Raw genomic sequence first — 18,308 nt, 5'->3', positions numbered from 1 at the left:
CCACACCTTTTTTCCTCCCCTGTCCCGCCCACAACAGCAGAAACCACCTTCACCGATCCCCCTCATTCCGGGAGGCCCCGTGCGAACCCCCTCACTTCCCTCCGCAGCACTGAAGCTGCTGGCCCGCCTGACCCTGGCGCTGCCTCCGGCGCTGCTCGGCGCGGCCCACGCCGCCGGTACCCCCGCCGGTACCGTCATCCAGAACACGGCGACCCTGGAATTCACGCCGCCCGGCGAGCCGCCCGTGCGCGTGCCCACCCCGCCGGTCACGACGACCGTGCAGGCGGTGTGCTCGGTCAGCGCCCTGCCGAACGGCACGGTCGCGCAGCCCGGGCAGAGCGCGGCGCTGCTGCCCGGCGAGCGCACCACCTTCCGGTACGTGGTCACGAACACCGGCAACGCCGCGAACACCCTGAACCTCGGCGTGCGGCCCGACGTGGCGTCGCAGTTCACGCCCGGCGACCTGAGCGTGCACCGCGACGCGAACGGCAACGGCCAGATCGACCCGGACGAGGCGGCCCTGACCAGCCTGAACCTGGCCGCCGACGCGGGCGCCACGCTGCTCGTGCGCGCGACCACGCAGGCCAGCGACCGCGGCGCGGCCTACCCCAACCTGCTCGTCCGCTGCGGCAGCAACGTGCGCGGCCTGGACGGCGAGACCGACGAGGACAACGTCGCGCGCCTGACCGTGGGCGACCCGCCCGCCCTGACGCTGGAGAAGACCTTCACGCCCGCCACGCTGCGCCCCGGCGACGAGACGACCGTCACCCTGACCGCCCGCAACGCGGGCAACGGCCCGTCGCGCGCCGTGACCGTCACGGACATCCTGAACACCCCAGAACTGCAGGACTTCGTGTTCGTGAGCGGCAGCGTCCGCCTGAGCGGCAGCGCCGCCCCGGCCGCCACGGCCGAGTACAGCGCCGACGGGCAGGCGTGGCAGGCCACCGAGACCAGCCCCGTCGCGGGCATCCGTGCCCGCGTGGACAGCCTCGCGCCCGGCGCGACCCTCACCCTGACCTTCCGCCTGCGCAGCCCCGAGGCCACCGGCACGCGCCGCAACGTCGCGCAGCTGCGCAGCGGGGACATCAGCGTGGACGCCCCCGCCGACGTCACCCTGCGCTACCAGCCGCTGATCGCGCTGGGCCCCCTCGGCAACCCCCAGGCGCTGCCCGGCGGCGAACTCAGCAGCGACGACCTGCAGCGCAAGGCCAACGCGCTGCTGAACACCGAGGTCTGCTTCCCGCACACCGCGCAGAACCTCGGGGACCGCACCGACACCCTCACGGTCAGCGGCCGCGTCGAGACCGGCGAGGGCACCCTCCGCTTCACGGAACGCGACGGGACGCCCATCACCGAACCTTTCCGCACGGACCTCGCGCCGCAGGGCACGAAGGACTTCAATGCCTGCTACGTGCCCACCCGGGCGAACGTCAGCTCCGCCGCCGAGGCCTTCCGAGCCGTCCTGACCGCCACGAGCAGCCGCGGCGCCGCCGACAACCTGACCGTGGACGTCCTGACCACCGTCGCGCCCCTGACCCTGAACCCCGTCAAGAGCGGCGACGTCAGCGGACTGGTGGAACCGGGGCAGCTGCTCACGTACCACCTGCGACTCACGAACACCCAGAGCTTCCCCCTGACCGACGTCGTCGTGCGCGACTCGCTGCGCAACCTGCTGGTGTTCGACGCCAGCGGCACCCTGATCCGCACCGACCTGCTGGACTTCGTCAGCGCCGACCAGGGCGGCACCCTGGAGGGCGAGACGGTCGTGTGGCGCCTGACCCGCCTGGACCCCGGGCAGAGCTTCGACCTGACCCTGCAGGTCCGCGTGCCGCAGGGCACCCCGGACGGCGCGCGCGCCGTGAACGTCTTCACGGTGAGCAGCGGCGAACTGCCCGACCCCGTCCCCAGCAACCCGGTCGTGAACGGCGTGTTCCGCAGCGGCAACCTGACCCTGGTCAAGACCAGCAGCCCCGCCGTGGTCGCCTACGGGCAGACCATCACGTACACCTTCACCGTCACGAACCGCAGCGCGACCGGCGTCCTGGACGCCATCAAGGTGCAGGACACCCTGCCCACCGGCCTGACCTACGTGGAGGGCAGCAGCCTCCTGAACGGCACCGAGATCACCCCGGTCGTCACGGGCCGCACGTACGTCTGGGAGATCCCCGGCCTGGCGCCCGGCGCGAGCGCCGTGATCACCTTCGACGCGGTCGTCACGCCCGACGCCGGCACGCAGATCCGCAACAGCGCCATCGCCACCGCCGTCAGCAACAACGGCGAGACCCAGACGCCGCCCAGCAGCGCCGTGAACACCATTGACCCGCTGATCTTCGGGCGCAACACCGCCGATCTGGTCGGGTACGTGTTCCAGGACGTGAACCGCAACGGCATCTACGACCGCGCCGTGGACCGCCCGGTCCTGAACGCCCGCGTGATCCTTGCCGGTGGCCGCGCCGCGCTGACCGACGCGCAGGGCCGCTACCACTTCCGGAACCTCATGGAGGGCGAGGCGGCGCTGCGACTCGATCCGAACAGCGTCGCGCACGCGCCCCTGAGCGTCCCGCAGGACGCCGGACGGCCCGGCAGCCGCCTGATCTACGTGCGGAACCTGACCAGCGCCGACTTCCCGCTGGCGCCCGACGCCGGGGACATCGCGGTCGTGCGCGACACCACCTTGCGCGTGACGAGCACCCTGCCGCTGCAGACGCCGCAGACCCTGACTGTCCGCAAGCAGGTGTTCGAGCAGGAGCCCGGCGTGTACCTCGTGCAGCTGACCCTGGGCGCCAGCACCGACCTGAGCGGCGTGGAACTGAACGACCCCCTGCCCCAGGGCGCCGAACTGCTCGACGGACAGCACGCCCTGACCTTCACCACCCTCCCCGGCGGCGAGCGCGTCCTGACCTACCGCTTCCGCTGGGCTGGGGATCTCAAGGGCGCCGTGACCGACCCGGCCGCCCGCTGGAGGTACTGAGTGAAACGCGCCATCACCACCCTGACCGCGGCCCTGCTGGGAACGGCCGCCGCGCAGGACATCGCCACCTCGCTTCCCCTGACCTCGGTCGGCGACCGGCTCATGTGGACGGTCGGCGATCAGGACCTGCGACTGGTCGTGGGCCTCAGTTCGCGTGTGCAGCTGGACGTGTACGGCGCGCAGTTCGACCCGGCCGACTACCGCACGCCCGACCAGTACGGCGACGAGAACTACGACCCCGCCCCCAAACTCCCGGTCGGCAGCACCTTCACGCTGCTCGGCGCGGACGGGCAGGTCATCCGGCAGCAGGAATTCGGGCAGGGCGCGCAGGACTGGCAGACCTTCCTGAACAGCGACCTGAAAGCCGGGACGTACACCCTGCGCGTGCGCACCCAGGGCAACGGCAAGAACACCTTCGCGCTGCGCCTGACGTCCGTCAGCGCCGCCGTCGAGGCCGATCACCTGAACGTCACGGTGCGCAGCAACGACTGGGTGCCCGCCCTGAACGTGTACAACCCCGGCGGGCCCATGAGCATCCGCATGTACGACGGGGACGGCCCGGGCGAACTGCAGGGCGAAGTCCGCGACGCGCAGGGCAACGCCTACCCCGTCAAGGTCAGCGGACAGCTGCAGTGGGACGAGATCAAGGTCCCCGAGGACCAGGGCAACTACACCCTGTACCTGCGCCAGCCGCCCAAGACCTTCCAGTGGTCGAACTCGGTGGGGTTCGAACTCAGCACCGGCCCGATCCAGATCGTCACGGCCGACACCACCGGCAAGCTGGACATCCGGGCCGAACTGGTCCTCCCGGACGAGACGCTGCCTACCCAGGCGACCGTCACGGTGGGTGAACAGACCTACGCGGTCAATGGGCAGGCCGGGCCCTTCACGCTGCCCGCCCGCGAGTACCCCGTACAGGCCGAGCCGGTCAAGGGAGCCGAGGTCAGCGTCAACGCGCCCGCCGCGACCGTCACGAAGGGCCAGACCGCGCGCGTGGCCGTGCAGGTCAAACCCAGTCTGAACCTGAGCTTCACCGCCGACAAAGCCGAGGTCTGCGTGGGCGACGTGGTGACCTTCACCGCGCGCGCCACCACCGACTTCGAGCGGCAGACCCTGCCCGCCAGCCTGCGCGTGGCGCTCCCCGCCGGATTCGAGGCGCAGGGCGACACCAGCGTCACCGCCCGCGTGGACGCCGCCAACCCCGGCGTGCTGACCTTCGAGGCCCGCGCGGTTGCCGCCACGCAGGGCGAGGCCCGCGCCACCCTGGCCCCCTGGAACCAGAGCCAGTCGCTGGGCGTGCAGGTGCTGCCCAGCGCCACCCAGATCGAACTGCGCCGCGCGCCCCTGGCCGCCACCCTCCCCGGCGAGACCGTCACCGTGACCCTCACGCTGCGCAACACCAGCGCCGCCCCCGCCCCCTTCGAACTGACCGACCAGCCCGGCGAGACCCTGGAAGCCCTGGACCCCACCAGCTTCAGCGGCGAACTCCAGCCCGGCGAGGAGCGGACCCTCAGCTACCGCGCCCGCGTGAAGGGCGCGGGCGGCGAGCAGGGCCAGCTGAGCGCCACCCTGACGAGCAACTGCGCCACGCAGCAGGTCGTGGGCGGCACCCTGGGCGTCACCACGCCCCCGCCCCCCGCGCCCACCCCGGTCGTCACGCAGACCCGCGAGAGCACCGTCCGCATCCCCTACGACGTGCCCACCACCCGGAACGCCACGCAGGTCGTCGTGGCGCACCAGCCGCCCGCCGGGGCCAGCTACGTGCCCGGCAGCAGCCAGTTGAGCGGCCGCCCCCTGGCCGACCCGCAGGTGGGCGCCAGCGGCACACTGTACTGGACGACGCCCGGCGCGCCCCGGGGCGTCCTGACCTACCGCGTCACGCACGAGGGCAGCCTCCCGGCCCTGCAGAGCCCCACCCTGGTCGGCCGGTACGCCGGGGGACAGGTCAGCGTCCTCGTCGGCGAGGGCACCCTGGACGACCTGAGCGCCCTGCAACCCGTGACCGCCACCCAGGCGCGCGAGAACAGCGGCGCGCTGAAACTCCCGCTGGACGGCGCGGTGTACCGCGACCGCGACCGCGTGACCGTCGTCGTGGAGAGCCCCGCAGACAGCGCCGAACTGCCCCTGATCAACGGCGCGCCGGTCGACCCGGCCAGCCTGGGCCGCAGGGCGGTGGACGCCGAACGCGGCACGCAGCGCCAGGAGTTCTACGGCGTCGCGCTGCGCAGCGGCGAGAACACCCTGACCTTCGCCGGGCAGACCGTCCGCGTGAACTTGGCGGGCACGCCCGTCAGTGCCGAATTCAGCGGCCAGCAGCTCATCGCCGACGGCGTCACGCCCATCCGCGTCGGCATCCGCCTGACCGACGCCGCCGGGATCGGCACCGCCAGCGGCAACGTCACCGTGCAGGCCACCCTGGAACCCACCCAGCCCGACGCGCAGCCCCGCGTGGTCAGCTACCAGGTGAAACTGACCGACGGCGAGGGCGTCCTGGAACTCGAACCGCTCGCCGCGCCCGCCCACTTCGACGTCCGCGTGCGCCTGGGCGACCGCGTGATCAGCAAGGGCTTCGAGGCGCTGCCCAGCCGCACCCGCGTCGGCATCGGCATGCTCAGCGTCGGCGGCATCCTGAGCGGCAGCGGCGTCGCCGCCGGGGAAGCCCGCGCGCAGGGCTACCTGGAAACGCCCATCGGGGACGGCAAACTGTACGTCGCGGCCAGCGGCGCCCTCACCGCCGACCGCACCGCCAGCGGCGCCACCACCGTCCGGCAGGACCGCGACCAGGGCCTGCCCACCACCGCCAACCCCCTCCAGCGCTACCCCACGCACGGCGACAGCAGCACCGAGACCGTGCCCCTGCAGGGCATCGACCCGGTCGCGGCGCGCTACGAGCACCCGGCCTTCTCGGTCAGCTACCGGCAGGCGCCGCTGCCCATCGACGTGTTCACCGTCGGCGTCACGCCCACCGCCCTGAGCGGCTTCACGCGCGGCGCCCCCGCCCAGCTGTCCGGCTTCGTGGCCGCGCTGCCCGGCGACCTGAAACGCGTCACGCTGGACGCCAACGGCCTGCGCGCCCTGCCGCTGCCCGACCAGGACCTCGCGGCGGACAGCGAGACCGTCACGCTGCTCCTCACCGACCCCGTGACCGGCGCGCAGGAGCGCCGCCCGCTGGCCCGCCTGAGCGACTACACCCTGGACCCCGCCGCCGGCGTCCTGTACCTCCAGCGGCCCCTGAACCTGCTGGACGACCAGGGCCGCACCGTGCGCGTCGAGCTCAGCTACCGCCTGAACGACCCGCTCGGCGCACGCACCCTCGCCTGGGGCGTGCAGGGCAAGTACCGCGTGACCGACACCCTGAGTGTCGCGGCGGCGGCCGTCAGCCTGGACGGCGTGACCAGCGTCGGCGCGCGCGCCCGCTACGACGACGGGACGCGCCGCGCCGACCTGCTCGCCGCGTACGCCGCGCAGGGGACCCTGGTGGACGGCAGCGCCAGCGTGCAGGGCGACCGCTTCGCCCTGAGCGGCAGCCTGCACTACCAGACTCCCGGCTACGCGGGCCTGAACGCCGCCGCCCCCGGCCTGGGTGCCGCCGCGGACGCCACCTACCGCCTGACCGACCGGTTCGCGCTGAACGCCCGCGCCACCTACGCCGCCACGCCCGCCGCCGGGACCACCCCCGCCACCAGTGGCGGCACGGCCGACCTGCGCGGCCTGTACACCTTCTCGCCGTTCACGCTGGGCGCCGGGATCCGCGCGGGCTTCGGGGACCGGCAGGGCGTGGCCGCCATCGTCAGCGCCGCCTACGCCCGCAGCGGGCTGGGCGTGCAGGTCGACCACGTGCAGGCCCTCAGCGGCACGCTGGACACCACCACCACCGTCAAGGCCAGCGTCCCCGTCGCCGAGAACGTCACCCTGACCGCCCGTGACGACATCACCTGGGGTGAGGGGCAACGCGCCAGCCTGGGCCTGCAGACCAAACTGGGCGGCACCAACCTGGCCGTCAACTACGACCTGCCCGGCGCGGACGGCTGGGGCAACCGCGCCCGCATCGGCGTGGACACCACCCTGCCCGTCAGTGACCGCGCCGCCGTGGACCTGCGCGGCAGCCTGATCCTCGACACCGACGGCGACACCCGGGACGAGAGCAGCTGGAACGCCGGGGTGGGCGTGCGCTACAAGACCGACACGCTGGCTGCCACCCTGGCCGCCGACGCCTCCCGCACCGACGCGGGCTTCAGCGTGGCCCTCAAGGGCGGCGCCACCTACAGCGTCAACGATCAGCTCACCCTGAGTGCCGAAGGGCACCAGATCCTCGGCGCCGGGGCCGGCGCGAACTACGCCGTCTCGGGCGCGCTGCGCGCCGGGCCCTGGCAGGGCCTGAGCTACCTGCGCTACAAGGACGGCGCGCTCGCGGGCGGCACCCCGGAACTGATCGGCGAGGCGAACGTCGAGTACCACGTGCCCCGCTACGCCCTGCGCGCCGGACTGGCAGGCCGCGCCCTGCTGGCCCAGCCGGGCAGCGCCACCTACCAGGGCAGCCTGAGCGGCACGTACTACGTCACCGACCGGCTGGGCCTGGGCCTCGCCGCGCGCGGCCTGGTGCAGCCCGCCACCGGCAGCACCCTGCTGAGCGCCGGACTGGAAGCCAGCTACCGCGCGCTGCCCGGCACCTGGCTGACCCTGGGGTACAACCCGGTGGGGTTCCAGGGGATCGGCACGAACGTGTACACCCGCCAGGGCGCGTACCTGCGCCTGGACCTGATGCTCGACGACGGACAGAGTCCCGCCCCCGCGCCCGACACCACCGGGGGGCGCTGACGTGAGGCCCCGCATGCACATCCTGACCACCCTGCGGCGCCTGCTGCCGCTGGCCGCCCTGTCCAGCCTGAGCCTCGCCGCCGCGACCACCTGCACGCCCAGCAGTCCCTGGACCGAGAGCTTCAACACCAACGCGGCCCAGGGCAGCGTCCTGAGCCACGCGTACGTCACGGACGTGAACACCGTGACGAACACCGCCGGGAAGTACACCCTCTGGAACCAGATCGACCGCACCGGCAACGGCGGCTACGCCCTGTACCTGAACGTCGCGAACTTCGAGGGCAAGAGCGGCGCGCTGCTCACCACGCCCCGCGTGCTGTTCCAGCAGGTCGTGACCGTCCCGGCCGGATCGAAGGTCACCTACCAGAACTACGCCCGCACGCACGCCACCACGCCCAGCCAGCTGCGCTACGAGTTCGTGGACACCGCCACCGGCGCCCTGCTGGCCAGCATGAACGGCAGCGTCCTGACCACCGGGTACACCCTCCAGACCGTTCCGGCCTTCACCGCGCCGGGCAGTCAGGTCACCGTGAAGGTCCTGACCCTGAAAGACGGCGTCAGCGGCGACGCGAACGTCCTGAAACTCGACGACCTGAAACTCAGCTGCGCGCCGCAGCCCCAGCTGACCATCACCAAGGGCAGCAACGGCCCCTGGACCGTGAACCAGAGCGGCGCCGCGTACACCCTGACCGTCACGAACAGCGGCAGCGCGGCCACCTCGGGCAGCGTGACCGTGACCGACCGGCTGCCCACCGGGATCGGCGCGCCCGCCTCCTTCACGCCCGCGACCGGCTGGACCTGCACCACCAGCGCCGGACTCGTGACCTGCACCGGCACCCCGAACCTGACGGTCGGCGCTACCGCCACCCTGAGCGTGCCCGTCACCGTCGCCGCCGAGGCCGCCGGGACCGTCACCAACCGCGCCAGTGTCGGCGGGGGCGGCGACCCCGACCCCACCCCCGACCCCGGCACCTGCACGGGCACCGGCGGGCAGTGCGCGGTGAACACCACCACCGTCACGACCACCGCGCCCGTCTGCTCGAAGGTGTACGCCCTGGCCGTCGCGCCCGGCGGCACGAACCTGAGCGGCGTGACCATCAACGAACTGGACGTCACCACGAACGCGGTCGGCACGCAGATCGCCGCGCTGAGCGGCACCGGATCCGCGATCACCTCGGCCACGCTGGGCGTGTCGCCCGACTCGAAACGCTTCTTCGTCGCCGCGGACGGCAGCAACCGCCTGTGGGTGTACGACACTGCCCTGCGCGGCTGGTACGCGGGCGGCACCTTCACCGGCGTGAGCGGCCGACTGGTCCGCATGGCCGTCACCGGCGGCGGCACCGGCTACGCCATGGACTCCGGCGGGAACATCTGGTCGTTCACGACCGGCAGCGGCAGCGGGTACGCCGTGACGTCCCTGGGCGCCCTGACGAGCACCTCCAGCGGCGCGCCCAGCTTCAAGGACAACGGGGACTTCTTCGCCGACAGCAGCGGCAAACTGTACATGATCAGCGCCGTGACCGGCTCGAACGCCATCGACCTGTGGCTGGTCACGCCGTCCGGCAGCAGCGCCAGCGCCGAGTACCTGGGGAACTTCAGCAGCCCCGCGCAGGACTCGCAGTTCAACGGGATCGCCGCCGCGCCGGGCGGCATCTACGCCCGTGACAACCTGGGCCGACTGGTGAAACTGGACCTCGCCAACGTCACGTACACCCCGGTCGGTACGGCCACGCTGGGATCCACCGACCTGGCCAGCTGCACGTACCCGGTCCTGGCCCCCAGCCTGAACGCCGTCAAGAGCGTCACCAAGGTCGCGGGCACGGGCGGGGACAAGGTGCAGCCCGGCGACACCCTGGAGTACCGCGTCGTGATCCGCAACGGCGGCACCCTGCCCGCCGGGGGCGTGACCTTCAGCGACGCCCTGCCCGCCGGAACGACCTACGTGCCCGGCAGCGCCCGCGTGAACGGCGCGACGAGCACCGTCACGAACGGCGCGGGCACCAGCCTGGGCGGCGCGGCGTACCCCTTCGCGCAGCCGGTCGGTATCTGCTCCGGGCCGACCACGCCCTGCACCACGCAGGTACTGAAGATCGACAGCACCCCCGCCACGCTGGACAATGAGGCGGTCGTCACTTTCCGCGTGACCGTGAACGCACCCGCCAGCTACCCGGCCAGCGTGCGCAACACCGCCCTGGTGCGCTACGCGGGCGGCCCCAACGGTGGCGTGCCCAGCAACGAGGTCGTGACGCCCGTCTTCGAACCGGCGCGCCTGACCGTCACGAAGACCGTGCAGAACCTCACGCGGGGCGGCCCGGTCGGCACGAGCAGCAGCGGCAACCCCGGCGACGTCCTGGAGTACTGCATCGCCACGACGAACGTGGGCGGCCTGAACGCCACGAACATCAGCTTCAGCGACATGGTGCCCGCCAACACGGCCTTCCGGGTGGGCGGCTTCGCGGCCGGGCAGGACATCCGCGTGGCCACGCCGACCGGCACGGCGTACTACACCGCCGCCGCCGACGGGGACGCCGGACTGCTCAGCGGCGGGAAGGTCACGGTGCAGGGCGGCAGCTTCGTGCTGGCCCCCGCCCAGACCGTCACGATCTGCTTCCGCGCCAGCATCCAGTAGAGGCCAGCCGAGCTGCGGGCCGCTTCCCGGACGGGGGGGCGGCCCGCGTTCACGTGTCCTTGAGGCGCGCTGAAGACGGGGCGCGGGCGTACCGTCCCGCCCGGCCGGGTGGTGGAGAGTGACCCCTATGCTCGGCGGCACCCAACTCGTGTGGTTCAAGAAGGATCTGCGCGTGCACGACCACGTGCCCCTCGCGCGGGCCGCGGAGCGTGGGCCGGTCCTGCCGGTGTTCATCTACGAGCCCGAACAGCTGACCCACGAGGAGTTCGCCGGGCACCACCTGACGTACCTGAACGACTCCCTGCGTGAACTGGACGCCGCCCTGCGCGCGCTGGGCACCCCGCTGGTCGTGCGGGTGGGCGAGGCGGTGGCGGTGCTCGACGAGTTGCGCGAGGCGCACGGCGTGACCGGCGTGTGGGCGCACGAGGAGACCGGCAACGGCGTGAGCTTCCAGCGGGACCGCCGGGTGCGGGCCTGGGCGCGGGCGCGCGGGCTGCCCATGACGGAACTGCCGCAGAACGGCGTGATCCGCCGCATGAGGAACCGCGACGGCTGGGCCGCCACCTGGGAGGAGCGGCTGGGCGCCCCGCAGGTGGCGGCCCCCGCGCAGCTGAGCGGCGTGGACGCCGACCCCGGCGGCCTGCGCACCCACGCCGAACTGGGCGTGCCCGCCAGCGGGAAGACCATTCCGCCGGGGGGCCGCGCCGCCGCGCTGGACACCCTCGACTCGTTCCTGACCGTGCGCGGCGTGAACTACATGCGCGAGATGAGCAGCCCCCTGAGCGCCGAGAGCAGCTGCTCGCGCCTGAGTGCGCCACTGGCGTTCGGGACGATCTCGCTGCGGGAGGTACTTCAGGCGACCCGGCAGCGCCTCGCGACCGTCAAGGGCGACCCCGACGCCGACCCGCGCTGGGTGCGCTCCCTGCGCTCGTACGAGTCACGGCTGCACTGGCACTGCCATTTTCTGCAGCGCCTGGAAAGCCAGCCGGACATGGAGTTCCGCACCCTGAACCGCGCCCTGGACGGCCTGCGCGAACACGAATGGACCCCGGACTTCTTCGACCGCTGGCAGCACGGGCAGACCGGCTACCCCCTGATCGACGCCTGCATGCGGATGCTGCGGGAAACCGGCTGGCTGAACTTCCGCATGCGCGCTCTGCTCGTCAGTTTCGCCACGCAGCACCTGTGGCTGCACTGGCGCCAGCCCGGGCTGTTCCTGGCGCGCGAGTGGCTGGACAATGAACCCGGCATCCACTGGTCGCAGATGCAGATGCAGAGCAGCACGGTCGGCATCAACCGCGTCCGCATCTACTCCCCGACCCGGCAGGCGCGCGAACAGGACCCGGACGGGATCTTCATCCGCCGCTGGCTGCCGGAACTCGCGGACGTGCCGACCGACTTCATCCACGCGCCCTGGGAGTGGAGCGGTGCCGGACGCCTGAGCTACCCGCCGCCCATCGTGAATGAGCAGGAGGCCGGACGCCGCGCCCGCGCCCGCATCAGTTCCGCCCGCGCCAGCCCCGCGTTCGAGGCCGAGGCCCGCCGCATCTACGTGAAGCACGGCAGCCGCAAGAAGGCGGACCTGCGTGCCGAAAGGAAAGCTCAGGGTCTGCCCGACAACCCCCCACCCTCCCGGCGGCCCGCTGCCGTAAAAAGGACCATCATGAGCGACCAACCCGATCTGTTCGGCCTCGCCCCAGCGGCCCCGAAGGCCATCGTGCCCGCCGGGCTGCCCGACGACTGGCAGCAGGCCCTGCACGGCGAGTTCAGCGCCCCGTACTTCCACGAGCTGAAGGACTTCCTGATTCAGGAACGCCGCGCCGGGAACGTGTTCCCCCCCACGCCGGACGTGTTCAACGCGCTGCGCTTCACGCCGCTGGACGACGTGAAGGTCCTGATCCTGGGCCAGGACCCGTACCACCGCCCCGGTCAGGCGCACGGCCTGAGCTTCAGCGTCCGCCCCGGCGTGCCCATCCCCCCCAGCCTGCGCAACATCTACAAGGAACTGACCGCCGACCTGCCCGGCTTCACCGCCCCCCGCCACGGGTACCTGCGGAGCTGGGCCGAGCAGGGCATCCTGCTGCTGAACGCCGTCCTGACCGTCCGCGAGGGGCAGGCGAACAGCCACGCGAACAGGGGCTGGGAGCACTTCACGGACGCCGTCATCCGCGCCGTGAACGACAAACCCGGGCGGGTCGTGTTCGTCCTGTGGGGCGCGTACGCCCGCAAGAAGAAGAAACTCATCACCGCGCCCCAGCACGTCATCATCGAATCCGCGCACCCCAGCCCCCTGAGCGAGGCGAAATTCTTCGGCAGTCGCCCCTTCAGCCAGGTGAACGCCGCGCTGGAAGAGGCGGGCCTCACGCCCATCGACTGGCAACTCCCCATGCAGGCCCAGGAATGAAGCGGATTCCGTCTGTTTCGCGATCCACCCGGAACAGCACCGGGTGGCCCACTCCACGCCCGGAACCCGCTCTGCTCCCGCTCTGCTGGGCAGCTCTACGAGTCGCATCCGCTCGGGTTGCACGGTTCTGGCAAACCATGCAACCGGAGGCGATATGACCTCCCGCACCCAGATCCTCGCCGGGGAGTACCTGCGCCGCGAAGGCAGCGACCCCAAGAAGTTCAAATACTTCTGGCCCGACGGCACCCCGTACAGAGACAAGACCGGCATCGAACGCATCGCGAAACTCGCCGTGCCGCCCGCCTACGTGGACGTGTACGTCAGTCCCGACGCGGACGCCGAACTTCAGGCCTTCGGCCGCGACGCCGCCGGACGCCTCCAGTACCGCTACCACCCGGACTTCGTGCAGGCGGGCGCGCTGAAGAAATGGCAGCGTCTCACCCGCTTCGCCGGAGCCCTCGGGCAGCTCAAGGCCATCACCGGGGCCGACCTGCGCGCCCAGGGCCTCCCCCCCCGCAAGGTCGCCGCCCTCATGACCCGCCTGCTGCACGTCGCCCGTTTCCGCGTCGGCAGTGACATCTATGCCCACCAGCACAAGACCTACGGCCTCAGCACCCTGCGCCAGCGGCACGTGAACGTCGAGGGGAACACCGTCACCTTCCACTTCAAGGGCAAGCACGGCATCACCCAGCACAAGGCCACCACCGACCGCACCCTCGCCACGAACATCGGCCGCCTGCTCGACCTCCCCGGCCCCTGGCTGTTCCAGACCGTGGACGAAGGAGGCAACCGTAGGCGCGTCCGCAGCGGCGAACTCAACGCGTACCTGAAGGAAGTCATCGGCCCGTTCACCGCCAAGGACTTCCGCACCTGGGGCGGCACCCTCCTCGCCGCCGAATACCTCGCCGAAGCGGGCGTCGCCGACACCGAGAAACAGGCCCGGCAGACCCTCGTCGACTGCGTCAAATACGTCGCCGCCGACCTCGGGAACACCCCCGCCGTCACCCGCAGCTCCTACATCTGCCCCGTCATCTTCGACCGCTACCTCGAAGGCAAGATCCTCGACGACTACGAACCCCGCGCCACAAAGGGCGAGAGCGACCTCGACGGCCTGACCCGCAGCGAAGCCGCCCTGAAACGCCTGCTGGAAAGCGAGAAGACACTCAGGCCCCGGCGGAAAAAAGCGGCGCAGGGGACTCTCAGCTGAGCTCCTTGCGCATGTTGATGTTGGTGGCGTGGTATCCGAGTTTCTCGTACAGGGCGCGCGCGGCGGTGTTGTGCCCGAAGACGTGCAGGCCGATGCGGGTGGCGCCGCGCGCGGCGGCGTCGGCTTCGAGGAGGGTGAAGGCCTGCGTGGCGTACCCGCGCCGCCGGTAGGCTTCGAAGACCTCGACCTCGTAAATGAAGGCGGTGGTGGCGTGGGCGGTGCGCTGGAGGGCGTACCAGAGCACGCCGACGTCCGCGTCCTCGTGCGGGTCGTGCAGGGTGTACAGGACGTTGTCCGGCGTGTCCGGCCCCTGGGGGAGGAGGGCCCCGAATTCGCGTTCGCTGCGCGCCTGGGCTTCCTCGGGGCTCCACTGGCCGCTCCTGACCTTCTCGGCGGCGTACTCGGGAACGGCGCGGGCCAGGAAGCGGGTGAAGGCGCCGGCGTCCATCGGTCTGATACGGACTCCGGTTGGTAACTGCTCAGCAGGGTGATTTTCCGGAGTCGATTGGGTAAGGTGGACCATCAGCGAGGTCCCCTGCCCAAACTGCAAACGACTCGAGGCACGCGTCCGTGAACTCGAAGCCCAGCTCGCTGAGGTGCTGGCTGAACTTCGCACCATCAAAGCTCAACTGGCCCGAAACAGCACCACATCCAGTCAGCCTCCCAGTCAGGACAAGCCCTGGCAGCCCAAGAGTGAGCGCCAGAAGACCGGCCGGTCTTCTGGCGCTCAACCCGATCACCCCGGCAAGACCCTCAAGATGTCCGCGCATCCCGACGTCATCGTCGATCTCCCGTTGACGGGACACTGCACCTGCGGGCAGGACTGGGATGACGTTCCAGTCGACACCCAGGTCGCTCGACAGGTTCATGACCTCCCCGACCTCCACCTTCAGGTCACCGAATACCGCGCCGACGTCAAGATCTGCCCTGGATGTCGTTCCCGGCAGCGAGCACCCTTCCCCACGCACGTCACGGCTCAGGTGCAATACGGTCCACGGGTCCACGCCTTGACGGTGTATCTGAACGTGGCGCACTTCGTGCCCCTCGAACGCACCAGTGAAATCCTGCACGCAATCTGCGGAGCACGCCCGAGTGATGGCACCATCGCGCTGAACCTGAATCTGGCAGCGGAGCGACTGCAGGACTTTGAAGGGCGACTCAGGACAGCCCTGACACATCAACCGGTGCTGCATGCAGATGAGACCGGCAGCCCGGTGAACGGGAAGCTGCACTGGATGCATGTCGTGAGCTGCGCGCAGCTCACGTTCTACGGCCAGCATGCCCGGCGCGGCCTCGCGGCACTGGAGCACATGAAGGTCCTGCCGAAGTACACCGGCATCCTGGTCCACGACGCCTGGAGCTCGTACTTCAAACTTCCGGCACAGCATGCCCTGTGCGGAGCTCATCTGTTGCGGGAGCTGCGGGGATTGGCCGAACACCATGGGCAGGTGTGGGCTGGCGCACTTCGGGAATCGCTGAGGACGGTGTATCACGACCTGAACGCCGGGACGCTGAGCCCAGAGGCCCGCACGGCGTTTGAACGGCGATTTGATGAACTGCTTGAGGAGGGCTTGCTGGCCAACCCAGCCGCGCCGCCCGTTCCAGGGCGACGCGGTCCGACGAAGCAGTCACATGGGCGGAATCTGGCGTTGCGGTGCCAGCAGCACCGCGCAGCGGTGCTGCTGTTCCTACATGACTGCCGAGTGCCGTTTGATAACAATCAGGCGGAGCGGGACGTGCGGGCATGGTGCGTGAAACGCAAGGTATCTGGAGGATTCCGGTCCGAGGAGGGTGGGTGCAATTTCGCTCGGATCAGGAGTTACATGTCCACGTTGCAGAAGCAAGGTCTCAGCGTCTGGGAGGGCTTGGTCAGCGTGTTCACGGGTGACGTGCTCATGCCTAACTTCAACCCCTGAGCTTGCCCTGCTGAGCAGTTACTCCGGTTGAAAGGTTTGCAGAAACTTTCAACCCGAGCGGATGCGAGAAGGAGCAAAGCGGGTTCCGGACGTGGAGCTGGCAATCCGGTGAAGTCCCGGATTGTCAGCGAAACAAACGGAATCCGTATGAGGTGCAGCATGAGGGCAGTGTAGGTGGGCGCGGCGGGGCGGGCGATACGCGTTTCAGCGCATGCGGGGCCGGGCCCGGGCGGGTACGGTGGCGGGGATGACGGACGCGCCCCCACCTATGCATGATTCGGAGGTGCGGGTTGACGCCGCGCTCGTGACGCGCCTGCTGGCCGGGCAGTGCCCGCAGTGGGCAGGGCTGCCCGCGACCCTGCTGCGGCACTCCGGGACGGACAACGCGATGGTGCGGCTGGGGGACGGGCTGGTGGCCCGCCTGCCCTGGATCGGCTGGGCGGCGACAGACGTGGCGAAGGAGGCCCGCTGGTTGCCGCTGCTCGCGCCGGGCCTGCCCCTGCGCGTGCCGGAGGTGCTGTTCACGGGCGTTCCGGGCGCCGGGTACCCGTTCGGGTGGGGCGTGTACGGCTGGCTGCCGGGCGTGGACGCGGCGGTGGGTACCGTGCGGGACGAGGCGGAACTGGCGCGGGATCTGGCGGCCTTCGTCCGGGCGCTACAGACGACGCCGCTCCCGCCCGGGCAGGGGCCGGTGGGGTCGCGTGGCGTGCCGCTGGCGGAGCGGGACGCGGCGACCCGGGCCGCCATTCGCGTGTGCGCGGAGCTAGGGTTCCTGAACGAGGGGGCGGCGCTGGCGGTGTGGGAGGACGCCCTGAACGCCGCGCCGCACGCGGGGCCGCCCGCATGGCTGCACGCGGACCTGAAGCCCGGCAACCTCCTGTCCGGCGGCGGGCGGCTGAGTGCCGTGATCGACTGGGGCGGCCTGACCCTGGGCGACCCGGCGGTGGACCTCCAGCCCGCCTGGAACCTGCTCGGTCCGGTGGGCCGCGCGGCCTTCCGGGAGGCGCTGGGCGTGGAGGACGCCGCCTGGGCGCGCGGGCGGGGCTGGGCGCTGAGCGTGTCCGTGATCGCGCTGCCGTACTACCGGGACAGCAACCCGGGGCTGGCCGGGGTGTGCCGGGACACCCTGCGCGCCCTGCTGCCGGGCTGAGGCGCGGGACTGCGCGCCTGCTTCCGGTGCGTCCCGGGCCGCGCGCCCTATGATGCGGCTCATGACGAAGCGGCCCGCCGTGGGGGACAAGCAGGACAAGGGCAGTGACGTGCAGGCGATGTTCGCCAGCATCGCGCCCCGTTACGACCTTCTCAACCGCGTGCTGAGCCTCGGGGTGGACCGGGGCTGGCGCCGGGCGGCGGCGCACGAGGCGCTGGCGCTCAAGCCCGCGCGGGTGCTGGACGTGGCGACGGGCACGGCGGATTTCGCGCTGGAACTCAAGACCCGCGCCCCGGAGGCCCAGGTGATCGGCAGTGACTTCGTGCCGCAGATGCTCGCCATCGGCCGCGAGAAGGCCGCCGCGCGGCACATCGACATCCGCCTGGAGGAAGGGGACGCGCTGAACCTGCCGTACCCGGACGGGAGTTTCGATTCGATCACGTGTGCGTTCGGGTTCCGGAACTTCGCGGATTACGCGCGGGGCCTCGCGGAATTCTGGCGGGTGCTCGCGCCGGGCGGGCGGGCCGTGATCCTGGAGTTCCCCCCGCCACGCCCGGGCCTGCTGGGGAGCCTGTTCCGCGTGTACTTCCAGCATGTGCTGCCGCGCATCGGCGGGCTGATCAGCGGGAACGCTTCGGCGTACACGTACCTGCCCGAGAGCGTGCTGGCCTTTCCCGAGCCGGAGCGGCTGGCGCAGCTCATGCGCGCCACGGGCTTCCGCACCCGCTACCGCCTGCTGACCTTCGGCATCGCCGCCATTCACGTCGGGGACAAGCTGCCGTAAGCCGGATACATCTGCTCGACTCGCGCATGTGCGGCGGGCAGCATGGACCTATGCGAGGACGGATGCGGGTGGCGGCCCTGTTGGTGGGCCTGTTGGTGGGCCTGTGGGGTGGCGGGGCGCAGGCTCAGGCCACCCCGTTCGTGGTGGGCGTGGAGCGCGTCCCGGAGGGCCTGCGGGTTTACTGGCCCTCCGGGGGTGAGGTCGGGGTGCTGTCCTGCCGGGGCGCGACCCTGACCCTGCGCCGGGCAGGGGCCAGCACGACCAGTCCAGGCCCACTTCGGGTGCTGATGTCGGGTTCGCGGCTGATGTTCGGGAAGGTCACGACGACCCTCACACCGGACGAGGTGCGGTTCACCTGCAGGCCCGCCTCCCCACTGCCGGACGTGCAGGTGGGCGCGGACGTGAGCCTGCGCTGGCGCTGACCTCCAC

At 71.2% G+C, this 18,308-nt stretch carries 10 protein-coding genes; 9 read left to right on the top strand and 1 reads right to left on the bottom strand.

Going from position 1 to position 18,308, the window contains the following annotated elements:
• The first annotated feature begins 79 nt into the window (after positions 1 to 79).
• The 5 genes from DEIGR_RS15080 to DEIGR_RS15060 all read left to right on the top strand — a co-directional run bounded on the left by DEIGR_RS15080 (position 80) and on the right by DEIGR_RS15060 (position 14,029).
• Positions 80 to 2,971, top strand: coding sequence for a DUF11 domain-containing protein (locus DEIGR_RS15080; protein ID WP_236704766.1), 2,892 nt, complete (start codon positions 80 to 82; stop codon positions 2,969 to 2,971).
• Positions 2,972 to 7,789 (top strand): COG1361 family protein, encoded by a 4,818-nt coding sequence (locus DEIGR_RS15075; RefSeq protein ID WP_058978376.1) that lies wholly within the window; start codon positions 2,972 to 2,974, stop codon positions 7,787 to 7,789.
• 13 nt (positions 7,790 to 7,802) lie between these two features.
• On the top strand, positions 7,803 to 10,418 hold the full coding sequence (locus tag DEIGR_RS15070; protein WP_058978375.1) for a DUF11 domain-containing protein: 2,616 nt from the start codon (positions 7,803 to 7,805) through the stop codon (positions 10,416 to 10,418).
• A 127-nt stretch (positions 10,419 to 10,545) separates the two neighbouring features.
• A complete protein-coding gene (ung, locus tag DEIGR_RS15065; RefSeq protein WP_058978374.1) occupies positions 10,546 to 12,822 on the top strand; it encodes a uracil-DNA glycosylase in 2,277 nt (758 codons plus the stop codon).
• 154 nt (positions 12,823 to 12,976) lie between these two features.
• Positions 12,977 to 14,029: a DNA topoisomerase IB gene (locus DEIGR_RS15060; RefSeq protein ID WP_058978373.1), complete on the top strand. Its 1,053-nt coding sequence runs from the start codon at positions 12,977 to 12,979 to the stop codon at positions 14,027 to 14,029.
• On the opposite strand, the gene DEIGR_RS15055 is transcribed toward DEIGR_RS15060, so the two are convergent.
• Positions 14,022 to 14,477 (bottom strand): GNAT family N-acetyltransferase, encoded by a 456-nt coding sequence (locus tag DEIGR_RS15055; protein ID WP_153013772.1) that lies wholly within the window; start codon positions 14,475 to 14,477, stop codon positions 14,022 to 14,024. The genes DEIGR_RS15060 and DEIGR_RS15055 overlap by 8 nt on opposite strands.
• Positions 14,478 to 14,550: 73 nt before the next feature.
• Here DEIGR_RS15055 and tnpC point away from each other — a divergent pair, with 73 nt between their 5' ends.
• The 4 genes from tnpC to DEIGR_RS15035 all read left to right on the top strand — a co-directional run bounded on the left by tnpC (position 14,551) and on the right by DEIGR_RS15035 (position 18,301).
• Positions 14,551 to 15,945 (top strand): IS66 family transposase, encoded by a 1,395-nt coding sequence (tnpC, locus tag DEIGR_RS19805; protein ID WP_083524083.1) that lies wholly within the window; start codon positions 14,551 to 14,553, stop codon positions 15,943 to 15,945.
• Positions 15,946 to 16,228: 283 nt separating this feature from the next.
• Complete coding sequence (locus tag DEIGR_RS15045; RefSeq protein WP_236704765.1) at positions 16,229 to 17,095, top strand: aminoglycoside phosphotransferase family protein; 867 nt, start codon at positions 16,229 to 16,231, stop codon at positions 17,093 to 17,095.
• Positions 17,096 to 17,156: 61 nt separating this feature from the next.
• The gene (gene ubiE, locus DEIGR_RS15040; protein ID WP_058978370.1) at positions 17,157 to 17,879 is read left to right on the top strand and encodes a bifunctional demethylmenaquinone methyltransferase/2-methoxy-6-polyprenyl-1,4-benzoquinol methylase UbiE; all 723 of its coding nucleotides are present in this window, start codon (positions 17,157 to 17,159) and stop codon (positions 17,877 to 17,879) included.
• 50 nt (positions 17,880 to 17,929) lie between these two features.
• A complete protein-coding gene (locus DEIGR_RS15035; protein WP_153013771.1) occupies positions 17,930 to 18,301 on the top strand; it encodes a hypothetical protein in 372 nt (123 codons plus the stop codon).
• Positions 18,302 to 18,308 lie beyond the last annotated feature (7 nt).

Origin of the sequence: Deinococcus grandis, from assembly GCF_001485435.1 — a bacterium.
Taxonomy (GTDB): Bacteria; Deinococcota; Deinococci; order Deinococcales; family Deinococcaceae; genus Deinococcus; species Deinococcus grandis.
The sequence above is the reverse complement of the archived record's forward strand: the minus strand, read 5'-3'. Positions and strand labels throughout refer to the sequence as shown.